The organism is Ochrobactrum soli (assembly GCF_003664555.1).
GTDB lineage: Bacteria > Pseudomonadota > Alphaproteobacteria > Rhizobiales > Rhizobiaceae > Brucella > Brucella teleogrylli.
In genome coordinates this window covers 197,226-210,987 of record NZ_RCHH01000003.1, presented here as the reverse complement: position 1 = coordinate 210,987, position 13,762 = coordinate 197,226, and the positions used below count along the sequence as shown (strand labels likewise).

Sequence of the window (13,762 nt, the reverse complement as noted above, 5' to 3'; positions counted from 1 at the left end):
TCCTCCCGTCATGTATATTCTTGTTAGCGAACCGGATCGAGCCGCATTGGAATTCCGGCATCGGCCATATAGCGCTTCGCTTCCCCGATCGAATAAGTGCCGAAGTGGAAAATTGAAGCGGCCAGCACGGCCGTCGCATGACCGTCGCGGATACCGGCCACCATATGACCCAGAGTGCCAACACCGCCCGAAGCGATCACCGGCACGCGCACGCTGTCGGCCACTGCGCGGGTCAGCGCCACATCGTAACCCGCCTTGGTGCCGTCACGGTCCATCGAGGTGAGCAGGATTTCGCCTGCACCCAGATCGACCACCTTTCGGGCGAATTCCACCGCATCGATGCCGGTGGTCTGGCGACCGCCATGGGTAAAGATTTCCCAGCGATCCGCTTCGCCTTCGCCCGAAACCTTCTTGGCGTCGATGGCAACGACGATGCACTGGTTACCGAACTTGTCCGCCGCCTCGGCGACGAATTCCGGGTTTTTCACCGCCGCCGTGTTGATCGACACCTTGTCGGCGCCAGCCAGAAGCAGTTTGCGAATATCGGCAACTTGGCGCACGCCGCCACCGACAGTCAGCGGCATGAAGCACTGTTCTGCCGTACGGGCCACCACATCGAAAATTGTCTCGCGATTGTCCGAGGACGCCGTGATATCGAGGAAGCACAATTCGTCTGCGCCCGCCGCATCATAAGCGCGGGCGGCTTCCACCGGATCGCCCGCATCGATCAGATCGACAAAATTGACGCCCTTGACGACGCGTCCGTCCTTCACATCGAGACAGGGAATTACACGTGCCTTGAGTGTCATACTGTGGCCCTCAACAATGACAGTGCTTCCGCCGGATCGATGCGACCGTCATAAAGCGCACGGCCCGAAATCGCGCCTTCGAGCTTGCGCGCATCCGGCGCGGCGAGACGCCTGATGTCGTCCATCGAAGCAAGACCGCCCGATGCGATCACCGGAATGGAAACCGCCTCGGCAAGCGCCAGCGTCGAATCCCAGTTGATCCCGGCCAGAACGCCGTCGCGGTCGATATCCGTATAGATGATGGCGGCAACGCCTGCGCCCTCGAACTTCTTCGCCAGTTCGATCACGCCAAGTTGTGAGGCTTCGGCCCAGCCTTCAACGGCGACCTTGCCGCCCTTGGCGTCGATACCGACAGCGACCTGTCCCGGAAACGCCTTGCAGGCTTCGATCACCAGCGCCGGGTCCCGCACGGCAACCGTGCCGAGGATAACGCGGCGCAGCCCCTTGGAAAGCCAGCTTTCAATGTGCTGCAAGGTGCGAATACCGCCACCCAGCTGCACCGGATTTTTGGTGGCCTTGAGGATTGCCTCGACCGCTGCGCCATTGACGCTTTCGCCTGCGAAAGCGCCATTGAGATCGACCACATGCAGCCATTCAAAGCCCTGATCTTCAAAGGCCTTGGCCTGCGCAGCCGGGTCGGTGTTGTAGACGGTGGCCTGATCCATGTCGCCGAGCTTCAGGCGCACGCATTGACCGTCTTTCAAATCGATGGCGGGAAAAAGGATCATGTCTTCAAGGCTTCCATTTCAGGAAATTGGCAATGAGCGAAAGGCCGAGCAGCTGGCTCTTTTCCGGGTGGAACTGGGTTCCCACCATATTGTCGCGACCGACAGCGGCGGTAACATCGCCACCGTAATCCGTCACGGCCAGAACCTCGTCCGCCTTCTTCGCGTCGAACATATAGGAATGGACGAAATAGGCGTGCAAACCGTTCTCGCCGGTCTTAATGCCGTCGAAAATCGGATGCGCCTGATGCGATTGTTTCACGTGAATCCGATTCCAGCCGATCTGCGGAATCTTCAGCGTCGGGTCAGACGGCGTCATTTCGCGCACATCACCCGCGATCCAGCCCAGACCTTCGGTCACGGTCTTTTCCAATCCGCGCTCGGACATGAGCTGCATGCCGACGCAGATGCCGAGAAACGGATGGCCCTTCTTGATGACAACCTCGTCGAGCGCTTCAACCATGCCCGACACGGCGTGGAGACCGGCACGGCAATCGGCATAAGCGCCAACGCCCGGCAGCACCACGCGGTCGGCAGACGCCACCCGCCCGGCATCCGCCGTCAGTTCGATTTCGGCATTTATGCCGCTTTCGCGGGCGGCACGCTCAAAGGCCTTGGTGGCCGAGCGAAGATTGCCGGAACCATAATCGATTATCGCAACACGCATTTTCAGTTTTCTCCGCGATGACCCACGAAGCCGATCGTGGAGCCAGTAGAGGAATAAGTGGGACGCAGGGACGCCTTGTCCCATCGATGGGCAGAAACCGGCTCCGATGCAGGGACAGGCTTTTCCGCGAGAGTGGTTTCAGCCGCCGCACGCCCGAAGAAATAGCGGATTTCCGCCTCGTCGAGATCGCTGGCGTCGATTGCCGCCCGTTCGACATAGCCCTGACGCTTCAGTTTCGCGATTTTCCAGTTCGCACCTTCAAAGGCGACGAGAAGCGAAACAATCAGCGTCAGCAGAGGAACCGCCTCGGCAATGCCGAAGTAACTCCCGGCAAAACCGAGCAGAGCCGTGACGCCGAGAATGGCGAAAGCCTCGAACCAGAGGCGTTGCGCCAGAAGCCAGACAAAGGGCAGAACCAGCGCCAGAACATGGAAACCGTCACGCACGAACACGGAATGTTCAACGCTCGTCCCGCCGCGCTTCTTTTTGAAAGACGCTTCGGTCGGTTCCAGAATGACGAACTGGGCCATGAATTATCCCTTCAGCGACCCCTTGGTGGAGGGGATTGCATCCTTCTGGCGCGGATCGGTTTCCAGCGCTGTGCGCAGAACCCGGGCCACCGCCTTGAAGATCGACTCGGCGATATGGTGATTATTGGCGCCATAATGATTGTTGATATGCAGCGTAATACCTGCATTCATCGCAAAGGCCTGGAAGAATTCGCGCACAAGCTCGGTATCGAAGGTGCCGATCTTGGCCGTCGTGAAGTTGACATTCCACACCAGAAAAGCGCGACCGGACACATCGACCGCAGCCCCGGTCAGCGTATCGTCCATGGCGAGATCGAGCGAGGCATAGCGCACGATACCGCGACGCTCGCCGAGGGCCTTGGCGACGGCCTGACCGAGCGCAATGCCGGTATCCTCAACCGTGTGGTGATCGTCGATATGCAGGTCGCCCTTGGCCATGACGCGCATATCGATGAGCGAATGTCGCGAAAGCTGCTCGAGCATATGATCGAAGAAGCCGACACCGGTGGTGATGTCGAACTTGCCGACGCCATCCAGATCGACAGAAACGGCAATGCTCGTCTCTTTCGTGGAGCGTTCGATACTTGCCTTGCGGGTGCTTTCAGCGGTCATAAGCGGTCCTCATTGGGTACTGGACGCGTTCTAGAACAGCTTGCCCGCTTTGCCAAATGCTTTCGGCAATCCGGCAAGCAGCAATTCGGCATTTGCAATTCAGTATTTGCAATGGTTCTGTCCCATGATCAAACTCTGCGCCATGCTCAGCCATAAGGACGGAGAGACCATTTTTCACAGTTGCTGGGGAGAGAACGGCCGAGCGTCTCTTCCCGGCCAAGCCCGGGCTGCGCAGGCAGCCGGGCAGGGGATTGTCCGCTAAAGGTGGTCTGCTTTTGCAAGAGGGATCATAACCCGTATGCGCCCAGACGGGCGAAGCCTGGCTCGGTGAGCGCGAGCGAATAGAGCCCGACGCCGGAGCGGCTTGCCAAGACAATTTGCGGATGGTGCACGACCGCAGGCAATTGATGGACAAAGCCGCCATTCTCGATTTCGTCATCGACGTGATTGAGCCGTATCAGCCATTGATGCAAATTCTCAAACGGACTCTTACGATGATGTTTTAACAATCACCTTAACTTGTTGTGGGATTCCAGGAGATTGCTCACCAGAGTTATATTTGAAATCCACCGCACTCCAACCCTTCTCCTTCGAGGTGCTTGTAGGATGAATGATTGGAACAAAAATACCCGTTTCTTTGTAATAGTCCAATTGCTGCTTTTGTACCTGAGTAAGGTCTAGGCCCGAAATGGAATCCAGATTATCGTAATCATCATAATAAAAGAATCCCATTAAGGGAATTTTACTTGGGTTGTACTCATCCCACCCCTTAGCAACCACTTCATCATAACCTCTACCTTGATTGAGCTGTAATTTGATTGATTCTCCAAAATAACGTTTGTTATCCCCTTCATCCTCTCCTAGAGACCAGCCACAAAAGGCGGGAAAAGTAATGGGATCATTACCGTAGTGATTCAGGTAATCTTGCGCGGTATAAATACCCAACTCTTGGCATGTTGGCCCGGACCTGGCACATCCGTTACCCCAGTTTTCCACAGTCCCTGCATCTGCCGAGAAAACACAAGAATAATGTGGTTTAAATACATTTGCACCATTGTGTTCATTAACGATATCTGACGGCCATAGCATATAGCCCGAGCTTGCATAAGCGGCGGAAGAATTTTGTCCAGCAAAAGTGGCCGTATTGGTTCTTTCACTCCAGTAGCTCAAAGATATTTTTTGTTGTTGAGGATATGGTTGCTTCCAGTAGTCACCATCCTGCTCAAACCCTGAAATCATTATTCCAGAGCACCCATAAAGAGGCCCTGAGCAAAAATCCTTATCCGAACGAAGCTTTAAATCCTTTTTTTCTTTCGAATTTTGATAATATATAGCGATAAGATGCCTTCTTATAAAGTATCCATAGCTATCTCTATCTGCATCGTATAACACAGGCCAATCTTTAATTTTATCTAAATTACTGCCAGCGATAGATGCGCTGCTGAATAAGACAAACTCGATCATCGTTGCCAAAATCGCACATTGAATTCTGGAAATCATAACAATAACTCCATTATAGTGATAAATTTTATTTTAATATTTTTTTTCAAAACTTTTAGCTGATATTTACTGCAGTCTATCGTTTCATTGTGCATTTATTATTTGTAAAAGCATGCGGAGCCAGATCTGTTAAATGCTAATTATCTGGGAGCGGAACAAGATTTGCTCCCAAAAACACGCTAAGAGTTCGTTTGGAATTTTCTTCAATGGCTGATACGGCGCACGCCTCCGAGGACGAAATCGCGAAAGCCCGCTTTGTCCATCAATTGCCTGCGGTCGCATGGGTTCTGTCGCAATTTTTTCACTTCTACTGAGCTTTGCCACCATCGGGGTGCATCATTGAGTAAGGAGACAGTGGATGGCCGTTGATTTCGAAGGAGCTCACTTCCCCAAAAGGTCATCCTTCATGCTGTTTTCTATGTGCGCTATTCCGTTTCCTATCGCGATCTCCAGGAATTTATGGCTGAGTGTGGCGTAGAGATTGATCATGCGACAATGGAGCGGTGGGTTGTTCGATACTCTCCGCAGATTGCGTATCAAGCACAGAGACGTAAACGCCCAACACTGGGTTCGTGGCGTGTTGACGAAACCTATATAAAGATCAAGGGCCAATGGACTTATCTGTATCGGGCGGTTGATCGTGACGGACAAACGCTTGAGTTTATGCTGCCTGAGCACCGAAACCTCGGCACTGCACGACAATATCCTTGAGCAGGACCATCGTTTCATCAAGAAGATCACCAAGCCCCACATGGGCTTCAAAGCGTTTCACTCCGCTTCAGCGACTATCGCGGGCATCGAAGTTGCGCATATGATCCGTAAGAGCCAATTCGCGAACGACAACCGCTCGCCATTCGAAGTCTTTGCAGAGCTCGCAGCATAATTGCGTACACAAATAAGGCCGCATTCAACCTATTGAGAAATTTGCGACAGTACCTTTGCAATTCACGGGGCTGTTCTTAAATATCCACATTGAAACGCGATTCATCCGGCAAAATCACCGGCTGGTGCGGTTCACCCTCAGATGAAGGGGCTTGTGGGATCGCCGTCCGGGATTGCATGAGCCGCCAAAGGAGCATCCATGATCGATCACAATCCCACAACGATTTACGGCACGACCATCGTGACCGTCCGCAAGAACGGCAAGGTCGTGATTGCAGGCGACGGCCAGGTATCGCTCGGTAATACCGTCATGAAGGGCAATGCGCGCAAGGTTCGCCGCATCGGCAAGGGCAATGTCATTGCCGGTTTCGCTGGTGCCACCGCCGACGCCTTCACCCTTCTCGAACGCCTTGAAGCCAAGCTGGAACAATATCCCGACCAGCTGATGCGCGCTTCGGTCGAACTCGCCAAGGACTGGCGAACCGACCGCTATCTGCGCAAGCTCGAAGCCATGATGCTTGTTGCCGACAGCAAGGTGACGCTGGCGCTCACCGGCACCGGCGATGTGCTTGAACCGGAACATGGCGTGATGGCCATTGGTTCGGGCGGCAATTATGCGCTGGCTGCGGCCCGTGCGCTGATCGACACCGACAAGTCGGCGGAAGAGATCGCCCGCAAGGCCATGGAGATCGCAGCCGATATCTGCATCTACACCAACCACAATATCCTCGTGGAAAGCCTGGACGCAGAATGAGTTCGCTTGCGCAGGTCACCAAACCGAGTGCACAACGCTGGGACCTGGGCGTCCTAATCGTCATTGCCATTGTTGCGGTGCAAGCCATCTGGCTGCATCTCGACGGGCGGATTGCCATGTGCGAATGCGGCACCATAAAATTATGGTCGGGTTCGCTGAAATCGGAGAATTCGCAGCATATTGCCGACTGGTATACGCTGTCGCATATCATCCATGGCTTTCTTTTCTACTGGCTGTTCACGGTTATCGCGCCCAAAGCCCCGCTCGGCTTGCGACTTGCGGCTGCGGTCGGCATCGAAGCGGTCTGGGAACTGGTCGAAAACTCGAATTTCATCATCGAGCGCTATCGCGCCAATACGTCCTCCGTGGACTATTTCGGCGACAGCATCGTGAATTCAGTTTCCGATACGCTCGCCGCCGCGCTCGGCTTTCTGATCGCAGCAAAGCTGCCAACCAAAATCACCGTCGCCATCGCGCTCTTCTTTGAAATTCTGGCGCTGATCGTCATTCGCGACAATCTTACGCTCAACGTGATCATGCTGCTGCATCCGTTTGAGTTCATCAGGCAGTGGCAAAGTGGGTTGTAAAATGAGTAACTTCTCCCCCCGTGAAATCGTTTCGGAGCTTGATCGCTTCATCATCGGCCAGAACGACGCCAAGCGCGCCGTGGCCATCGCCTTGCGCAATCGCTGGCGCCGCCAGCAGCTCGAAGGGCAGATGCGCGAAGAGGTCATGCCGAAGAACATTCTCATGATCGGACCGACCGGCGTGGGCAAGACGGAAATCTCGCGCCGTCTCGCCAAGCTTGCAGGCGCACCTTTCGTCAAGGTCGAAGCCACCAAGTTCACCGAAGTCGGCTATGTCGGCCGCGACGTCGAACAGATCATCCGTGACCTCGTTGAAGTCGCCATCGGGCTCGTGCGTGAAAAACGCCGCGAAGACGTGAAGGCCAAGGCGCATCTGAACGCCGAGGAACGCGTTCTCGAAGCTCTGGTCGGCAAGACGGCAAGCCCTGCCACCCGCGACAGCTTCCGCAAGAAGCTGCGCAATGGCGAGCTGGACGACAAGGAAATCGAAATCGAGGTCGCCGATACCGGATCGAACTCGAATTTCGAGATCCCGGGAATGCCGGGCGCCAATATCGGCGTGCTCAACCTGTCGGACATGCTGGGCAAGGCGATGGGCGGGCGCACCAAGACGCGCAAGACCACGGTGAAGGATTCCTATGCGATCCTCGTCAATGATGAATCCGACAAACTGCTCGATCAGGACCAGATCGTGCAGGAAGCGCTGCGCGTCACCGAAGACGAAGGCATCGTGTTCATCGACGAGATCGACAAGATCGCCTCCCGCGAAGGCGGGGGTGGGGCTGGCGTTTCACGCGAAGGCGTGCAGCGCGATCTGCTGCCGCTCGTCGAAGGCACCACGGTTGCGACCAAATACGGGCCGGTGAAGACGGACCATATCCTCTTCATCACCTCCGGCGCGTTCCATGTGTCGAAGCCGTCGGATCTTCTGCCGGAATTGCAGGGCCGCCTGCCGATCCGCGTCGAGCTTTCCGCTCTGACGCGCGAAGACTTCCGCCGTATCCTCACAGAAACGGAGGCAAGCCTGATCAAGCAGTATATTTCGCTGATGGAGACGGAAGAAGTGACGCTGTCCTTCACCGACGACGCCATTGACGCTCTGGCCGATATCGCGGTCGATCTCAATGCGACGGTCGAAAATATCGGCGCGCGTCGCTTGCAGACGGTGATGGAAAAGGTTCTGGACGAGATTTCGTTCACCGCTCCGGACAAGACCGGCGCGACCTTCACCGTCGACGCCAATTACGTGAAGGACAAGGTGGGCGCTCTGTCGAAGAACACCGACCTGTCGCGCTTCATTCTGTAAACCGCGACAATAAAGTGACCGGAAAGCCACGGCCCTAGTCGCTTTCATGCTTCTAAAAAGAAACCCCTCGACTTGCGTCGGGGGGTTTTCTATTTTGCCCGCGAATTGACGATCCATTTACCATATTGGGACTGCTTCCGCACAATGATGAGCAACAGTACACTGAACCGCATTGCTGGCTTTTGTTTCCGCGCCATGTCCAATGCAAAACCGGTTTCCGCTGTTGCTGGCGCTGCCTTGGCCTTCATGCTTGCAAGCCAGAGCGCCTATGCGGTGACGGTCGTGCCGCCCGGCAACCGCAATGCAGAGCAGCCGCCCATTCCCGGCGCTTCGGCCAAGCGCACGCGGGAACTCAGCACCACCTATGAGAAGAAGTACCAGAAGATCTATAATCTTCTGAAGAAGGACGCCTCGCTGCGCTCGAAAATCCGGTCGACCGCCGCAGCCTATGGCATCGATCCCATTCATATCGTTGGCGCGATTGTTGGCGAACACACCTATAATGTCGATGTCTATGACCGGCTTCAGACCTATTATGTGAAAGCCATGTCCTATGTGAATCAGGGCGTGAGCTTCGGCTATAATGGCGAAAGCATCGGGCAATTCATCAAGCGGCCTGAATTTGCCGACTGCCTGAAGTTCAAGGATAGCTATTCGCTGTGGTCCTGCCGGGAAAATGTCTGGAACAAGACTTTTCGCGGCAAATCGGTGGGCGGGAACTCTTATCCCAACAATCGGTTCAGCGCCGTGTTCTTCCAGCCCTTCTATGCCGGGCAGACATTTGGCCTTGGCCAGATCAACCCGCTGACCGCCTTGCAGATGTCCGACATGGTGAACCGCGTTTCCGGCCTGCCGAAACTCGATGCCGAAGACGGCAGCGTCGTCTACAAGACCATCATGGACCCGGACCTGACGCTGCCTTACATCGCGGCGACACTGAAACAGTCGATCAATTCCTATCGCCAGATTGCCGGTTTCGACATTTCCAAAAATCCGGGTCTCACCGCCACGCTCTATAATACCGGCGGCGCCGATGCCCGCGCCCGTGCGCTGGCAAATGAGAATGCTGGGCGCTCCGACCCGCAATTGCCGCAGGAAAATTACTATGGCTGGCTGGTCAATACCAAGCTGGATGAACTGAAGGCGCTGTTCTGACAGGAAGTCGCATTCAGGCCTTCGGTATGGTGCCCCGGCGGCGCTTGCGCGCTGTCTCTATATCATCGCTCAGGCGTTTGATGGTTTCCTTGTCGATGATGCGGATATTGCGCGCCAGAAGATTGGCAAGCTCCGTTGCCTGCGGCGACAGGCCTGATGTATCGATCACCACGCGCGGATGCGAAACAGCCGCAAGGCTTTGCAGCTCTTCCGCTTCATCCCAGATGATATTGAAAAATGTGATGATGCGCTGGAGCAAATCCCAGGTCGGTTGACCGCGCCGTCCATGTTCCAGCGCCGAGAGATAGGCCGGTGAAACGCGTAGCGCCGCCGCCATTTCCTTCTGCGTCACGCCGCGCTCTTCGCGCAGTTCCCGCAATCGCTTTCCAAACGGGGTCATCGCTGCGGCCTGCCTCCGCTCAAACCGCCCAAGCCACCACCAAGCAGGTTCTGCTGGGTCTGGCGGCGCAACCGCACATAAAGCGCGCCGTGACCACCATGATGGCGCGCGGCGTCTTCATAGGCGCTGACCAGCAAACGGAACAGCGGCGTGGAGAACCAATGTGGCACGGCCTGACGCAAAATGCCCTCGCTGCCAAAAGACCGGCCTTTGCCGGTAATTACCATCACATGGCGCAAACCGCGGGCATGAGCGCTGACCAGAAAGCTGTAGAGAAGCCCATGCGCCTCATTCTGGGTGAGGCCGTGAAGATCGATCCGCGCCTCGATATCAACCCGGCCTTTGGCAATCTTGCGATGGGTCGGCTTGTCCAGCGACTGGATTTGCATTTCACTGAGCGACGACAGGCCCTTTTTCGGCTTGTTTCCTTCATCGGCAGAGGTTTGCGGTACTTTCAGCACCGGACGCTTTTCTTCTTCCGCCATCAGGGTCTTGAAATCGGGCAGCTCTTCCGCGACCGGTTTCTGCCGCGACAAGGGCTTCGCAGTCTTCGCAACCGTTTCCCAGAGAATGCGATCTTCGGGCCGCAGATAATCCTTGCCGGATTTTTCGGTGTCGCGCGCCATGGTCACACTCCCACCAGCTGGCGCGGCACGAGCGCGTAGAAATCCGCAGCGCTCTTGATGCCGCCCGCAATTTCGCCCGCTGCATCGCCGGAACCGGCGAACAGATCGCCGCGTGCCGGGCCGACAATGGCCGTACCGGTATCCTGGGCGATCATCAGCCGGGCGAAAGGCGCACCATCGAAAACAGTGACGGTCGGCGCATCGACATAATACGGCGTGCCGAATGTATGCAGCAGCCGGTCAACAGCCAGCGACCGGCCCGCCGTCAGCGGAACCTTGGCGGCTGCAATCGGACCGGCATCGACATCGTCCACCGGCGCTTCCCGAAAGAAGATGTAGGACCGGTTCTGCCAGATCAGCGCGTCCGCCTTGTCAGGATGATCCTTCAGCCAGCGGCGGATTGTCTGCATGGAAATATCGGCTGCCGGAATTTCGCCATTCGCCACCAGGATGCGCCCAATACCCGTAAAGGGATGCCCCGCCTTGGCGGCATAGGTGATGCGCATCATGCTGCCATCGTTGAGTTTCAACCGGGCAGCGCCCTGAACATGGACGAAAAATGCATCCACCCGGTCGGCGACGAAGGCAATCTCCAGTCCCCGCCCGGCGAGACTTCCCTGTTCGATCTGGCGGCGGTCGTCATATTCAACAAGCCCGGCTTCCGTCTGGCGCGCAAAGGCGTAGGTCGGATCGAAACCGGCGGGACGGTTATCATCCGTCACCTTGACGAGATCGTCCGGTTTTCTCAGAAACGGCACCGTGAACCGGTCATCCGCAGTAAGGGATGCTTCGATTTCCGGCTCGTAAAAGCCGGTGACAAATCCCTGTTCCTGTTCGGGAACAATCTGGCATGGAACGAAATGCTGTTCGAAAAAGGCGCGGGCGGTGATCGTATCGGGATCATCCAGAAGCCGCGCTGCCGCAAAAACAGGTTCCAGCGCCTCAAAACTGATGCCGAGACTGCCGCTATGATAGGTGTTTTTAGCAGCGTAATCGGCGGAACGGCGGAAAGCGGCAAATGCCAGCGCCTGATCGTCCCGGTCCCAGCCGGGGCAATCGGAAAAACCCACCGGGCGGAAAATCCTCGCCAAGTCGCTCACAGCTACATCCGCTATCAAGTAAAAACAAAAAGGCCGCTGAAATCAGCGGCCCGATTCATAAGCCTTCTCTTAATCTTCCGCTTCGGTCGCGACAAGCTTCCAGTTCGGATCACGCGAGCGCGTATCGCGGGCAAAGGTCCACAGATCCTTGATCTCGACCACATTTTCCAGATCGCCGTCGATCAGCGTGCCTTCCTTGTCGAGCGTCGCCGAAATCATCTGGCTGACGATATTCAGCGTCACATGCGCTTCCGAGCCCTTCATTTCAGCAGCCGCGATTTCCGCCTTTTCGATACCCACGAAGGAAGAGCGCACGCTTTCGCCGCGCTGCTCGCGCTCCTCGATGGCCGAAACGAAGCCTTCATAGACTTCCTTCGACAGAAGATTCTTCAAAACCTTGCGATCGCCATCGGCAAAGGACATCACAATCATTTCATAAGCGATCTTCACGCCATCGACGAAACGGGCTGGTTCGAAGGTGGGATCGGCGGCGTAAATGGCCCGCAGACCGTCATTGATCGGTGTCCCCGCCGCAGCGATCTTGTCGATTGCCGTAAAGTCCTTCTCACCGGCACGGCGCGGCAGAGCCACGACATTGTCGGTGTCCGTCCCGGCGGGCGCGGCATTGTCGGCGCTTTTGGCCGATGTATAGGGATCGAAGGGCGGCTTTTCATTTCCAGTACGGCGGCCAAGAACATTCCTCAGCTGGAGAAAAATGATCACCGCTGCGATGAAGAAGAAGATTGTGCCGAAGTCGAAAAATTCCATGCCGCCTGCCATAGATTGAAGGAGAGGGCGTCAAATCCCTTCCAATCGTGAATTTCTGTTTCATATATATAGATCGGCAGGCGCAATCATTCAAATCCCGATCACGCGTACCTATTTGATATTTCATGTTAACAGTTTCATTTTCGTTCCGAACCTGAAAAAGCTACATTTGTCGCTATGGTCGCAACGTCAATCACACAACAAAAGGTCCTGACTCACGTGTCGTCTTCTTTCGCCCCTCTCGTCATGCTGGCAATGCCTTTCATCGAGATCGCCGGTTTTGTGATCGTCGGCAGCCATATCGGCGTATTCGCGACACTGGGTCTGGTGATCTTGAGCGCCATGCTGGGCTTTTTCCTGCTGCGTGTTCAGGGGATCGGCCTTCTCCAGCGCATCCGCACCGAAACGGCGGCAGGCCGCGTGCCGGATCGCGAAATGGTGCATGGCGCCATGCTGGTTCTGGCCGCGATCATGCTGATCGTGCCCGGCTTTGTGAGCAGCACCATCGGCATTTTGCTGTTCATCCCGTTCATTCGCGATATCGTCTGGGAAAAATTCGTGCGTGGCCGCATGGTCGTCGCCACCTCGGCGCGCTATTCGGACGGCTATGGCCAGTATAAGCAACCGCGTGAAGATCGTGTCATCGATCTCGACCCCGAAGATTATACGACCAAGCCGAATGACAATTCGCCATGGAAAGGCGAGCGCAAAGACGGCTAACAGCAGTAATAGCTAACGTTAAAAGCCTTTCTTGCCTCATTCCCCTTCACATGCTAGCCAAGCATTCCAGCCTTTTGGGGCAACGAGTTTAATTACCGAAAAGAAGGCATACCGATAATGAGCGATAAGGCCGCTGCGGGCGAAGTAAAGAATGGCAATGGCGCGACCGCCGAGCCGTCCCTCAACATTCTGGCGCAATATGTGAAGGATCTGTCCTTTGAAAGCCCGGGTGCGCCGCTGTCGCTGCGCCCGCGCGATAAGGCTCCTTCGATCAACATCAATGTCAACGTGAACGCCAATCCGCTTTCCGAAACGGATTTCGACGTCGTTCTGACGCTGGAAGCCAAGGCTATGGACGGCAAGGACGTTCTGTTCAACACGGAACTGGTCTATGGCGGCGTTTTCCGCATTGCTGGCATCCCGCAGGAACACATGCTGCCGCTGCTGTTCATCGAATGCCCGCGCCTGCTGTTCCCGTTCGCGCGCCAGATCATTTCTGACGCAACGCGCAATGGCGGCTACCCGCCGCTGATGATCGATCCAATCGATTTCGCGCAGATGTTCCAGCAGCGTATGGCCGAAGAACAGGCCAAGGCCGCCGTCAAGAGCTGAGCTCTACAT

General features: G+C 55.9%; 17 protein-coding genes and 1 pseudogene. 7 read left to right on the top strand and 11 right to left on the bottom strand.

Translation table 11 applies throughout. The annotated features are described in order from the left end of the window. Positions 1-23: 23 nt before the first annotated feature. From hisF to D8666_RS06410, 7 genes are all read right to left on the bottom strand, one after another. The gene (gene hisF, locus D8666_RS06440) at positions 24-809 is read right to left on the bottom strand and encodes an imidazole glycerol phosphate synthase subunit HisF (RefSeq protein ID WP_121536904.1); all 786 of its coding nucleotides are present in this window, start codon (positions 807-809) and stop codon (positions 24-26) included. Further along, the gene (hisA, locus tag D8666_RS06435; protein ID WP_121536902.1) at positions 806-1,537 is read right to left on the bottom strand and encodes a 1-(5-phosphoribosyl)-5-[(5-phosphoribosylamino)methylideneamino]imidazole-4-carboxamide isomerase; all 732 of its coding nucleotides are present in this window, start codon (positions 1,535-1,537) and stop codon (positions 806-808) included. Before hisA ends, hisF begins: the two co-directional genes overlap by 4 nt. Positions 1,538-1,541: 4 nt before the next feature. Continuing rightward, positions 1,542-2,201 (bottom strand): imidazole glycerol phosphate synthase subunit HisH, encoded by a 660-nt coding sequence (hisH, locus tag D8666_RS06430; RefSeq protein ID WP_121536900.1) that lies wholly within the window; start codon positions 2,199-2,201, stop codon positions 1,542-1,544. A 2-nt stretch (positions 2,202-2,203) separates the two neighbouring features. Continuing rightward, positions 2,204-2,731: a DUF2628 domain-containing protein gene (locus D8666_RS06425; RefSeq protein ID WP_121536898.1), complete on the bottom strand. Its 528-nt coding sequence runs from the start codon at positions 2,729-2,731 to the stop codon at positions 2,204-2,206. Between the two features lie 3 nt (positions 2,732-2,734). Continuing rightward, positions 2,735-3,343: an imidazoleglycerol-phosphate dehydratase HisB gene (gene hisB / locus D8666_RS06420; protein WP_121536896.1), complete on the bottom strand. Its 609-nt coding sequence runs from the start codon at positions 3,341-3,343 to the stop codon at positions 2,735-2,737. Positions 3,344-3,630: 287 nt separating this feature from the next. After that, positions 3,631-3,816, bottom strand: a complete 186-nt coding sequence (locus D8666_RS06415) for a hypothetical protein (protein WP_121536894.1) — start codon at positions 3,814-3,816, stop codon at positions 3,631-3,633. A 16-nt stretch (positions 3,817-3,832) separates the two neighbouring features. Next, entirely contained in the window at positions 3,833-4,843 is a 1,011-nt protein-coding gene (locus D8666_RS06410; RefSeq protein WP_121536892.1) for a hypothetical protein, read from the bottom strand. A 358-nt stretch (positions 4,844-5,201) separates the two neighbouring features. Between D8666_RS06410 and D8666_RS06405 the strand changes: the two are divergent. The 5 genes and pseudogenes from D8666_RS06405 to D8666_RS06385 all read left to right on the top strand — a co-directional run bounded on the left by D8666_RS06405 (position 5,202) and on the right by D8666_RS06385 (position 9,527). After that, a pseudogene (locus D8666_RS06405) lies at positions 5,202-5,726 on the top strand (IS6 family transposase). A 198-nt stretch (positions 5,727-5,924) separates the two neighbouring features. Beyond that, positions 5,925-6,479, top strand: a complete 555-nt coding sequence (gene hslV, locus D8666_RS06400; protein ID WP_121536890.1) for an ATP-dependent protease subunit HslV — start codon at positions 5,925-5,927, stop codon at positions 6,477-6,479. Further along, a complete protein-coding gene (locus tag D8666_RS06395; RefSeq protein ID WP_121536888.1) occupies positions 6,476-7,066 on the top strand; it encodes a DUF2585 domain-containing protein in 591 nt (196 codons plus the stop codon). The genes hslV and D8666_RS06395 overlap by 4 nt, the downstream gene beginning before the upstream one ends. A 1-nt stretch (position 7,067) precedes the next feature. Next, positions 7,068-8,372, top strand: a complete 1,305-nt coding sequence (gene hslU, locus D8666_RS06390; protein ID WP_121536886.1) for an ATP-dependent protease ATPase subunit HslU — start codon at positions 7,068-7,070, stop codon at positions 8,370-8,372. A gap of 147 nt (positions 8,373-8,519) precedes the next feature. Next, on the top strand, positions 8,520-9,527 hold the full coding sequence (locus tag D8666_RS06385) for a DUF1402 family protein (RefSeq protein ID WP_109370030.1): 1,008 nt from the start codon (positions 8,520-8,522) through the stop codon (positions 9,525-9,527). Between the two features lie 13 nt (positions 9,528-9,540). On the opposite strand, the gene D8666_RS06380 is transcribed toward D8666_RS06385, so the two are convergent. The 4 genes from D8666_RS06380 to D8666_RS06365 form a co-directional block, all read right to left on the bottom strand. Then, positions 9,541-9,927 carry a helix-turn-helix domain-containing protein gene (locus D8666_RS06380; RefSeq protein WP_121536884.1) on the bottom strand — a complete coding sequence of 129 codons (387 nt, stop codon included), beginning with the start codon at positions 9,925-9,927 and terminating at the stop codon, positions 9,541-9,543. Next, complete coding sequence (locus D8666_RS06375) at positions 9,924-10,553, bottom strand: Smr/MutS family protein (RefSeq protein ID WP_121536882.1); 630 nt, start codon at positions 10,551-10,553, stop codon at positions 9,924-9,926. The genes D8666_RS06380 and D8666_RS06375 overlap by 4 nt, the downstream gene beginning before the upstream one ends. Before the next feature lie 2 nt (positions 10,554-10,555). Then, entirely contained in the window at positions 10,556-11,653 is a 1,098-nt protein-coding gene (gene mltA / locus D8666_RS06370; protein ID WP_121536880.1) for a murein transglycosylase A, read from the bottom strand. A 69-nt stretch (positions 11,654-11,722) separates the two neighbouring features. Continuing rightward, complete coding sequence (locus D8666_RS06365) at positions 11,723-12,421, bottom strand: Tim44/TimA family putative adaptor protein (protein WP_121537425.1); 699 nt, start codon at positions 12,419-12,421, stop codon at positions 11,723-11,725. A gap of 219 nt (positions 12,422-12,640) precedes the next feature. On the opposite strand from D8666_RS06365, the gene D8666_RS06360 reads away from it, so the two are divergent. Together D8666_RS06360 and secB are read left to right on the top strand one after the other, a co-directional pair. Beyond that, entirely contained in the window at positions 12,641-13,141 is a 501-nt protein-coding gene (locus D8666_RS06360) for an FxsA family protein (protein ID WP_121537423.1), read from the top strand. Between the two features lie 117 nt (positions 13,142-13,258). Continuing rightward, a complete protein-coding gene (secB, locus tag D8666_RS06355; protein ID WP_109370026.1) occupies positions 13,259-13,753 on the top strand; it encodes a protein-export chaperone SecB in 495 nt (164 codons plus the stop codon). Positions 13,754-13,762: the final 9 nt, after the last annotated feature.

Bases quoted from the DNA above. Each gene is read 5' to 3' on its own strand.
- hisF (WP_121536904.1), bottom strand. From the start codon at position 809: ATGACACTCAAGGCACGTGTAATTCCCTGTCTCGATGTGAAGGACGGA.
- hisA (WP_121536902.1), bottom strand. From the start codon at position 1,537: ATGATCCTTTTTCCCGCCATCGATTTGAAAGACGGTCAATGCGTGCGC.
- hisH (WP_121536900.1), bottom strand. From the start codon at position 2,201: ATGCGTGTTGCGATAATCGATTATGGTTCCGGCAATCTTCGCTCGGCC.
- D8666_RS06425 (WP_121536898.1), bottom strand. From the start codon at position 2,731: ATGGCCCAGTTCGTCATTCTGGAACCGACCGAAGCGTCTTTCAAAAAG.
- hisB (WP_121536896.1), bottom strand. From the start codon at position 3,343: ATGACCGCTGAAAGCACCCGCAAGGCAAGTATCGAACGCTCCACGAAA.
- D8666_RS06410 (WP_121536892.1), bottom strand. From the start codon at position 4,843: ATGATTTCCAGAATTCAATGTGCGATTTTGGCAACGATGATCGAGTTT.
- hslV (WP_121536890.1), top strand. From the start codon at position 5,925: ATGATCGATCACAATCCCACAACGATTTACGGCACGACCATCGTGACC.
- D8666_RS06395 (WP_121536888.1), top strand. From the start codon at position 6,476: ATGAGTTCGCTTGCGCAGGTCACCAAACCGAGTGCACAACGCTGGGAC.
- hslU (WP_121536886.1), top strand. From the start codon at position 7,068: ATGAGTAACTTCTCCCCCCGTGAAATCGTTTCGGAGCTTGATCGCTTC.
- D8666_RS06385 (WP_109370030.1), top strand. From the start codon at position 8,520: ATGAGCAACAGTACACTGAACCGCATTGCTGGCTTTTGTTTCCGCGCC.
- D8666_RS06380 (WP_121536884.1), bottom strand. From the start codon at position 9,927: ATGACCCCGTTTGGAAAGCGATTGCGGGAACTGCGCGAAGAGCGCGGC.
- D8666_RS06375 (WP_121536882.1), bottom strand. From the start codon at position 10,553: ATGGCGCGCGACACCGAAAAATCCGGCAAGGATTATCTGCGGCCCGAA.
- D8666_RS06365 (WP_121537425.1), bottom strand. From the start codon at position 12,421: ATGGAATTTTTCGACTTCGGCACAATCTTCTTCTTCATCGCAGCGGTG.
- secB (WP_109370026.1), top strand. From the start codon at position 13,259: ATGAGCGATAAGGCCGCTGCGGGCGAAGTAAAGAATGGCAATGGCGCG.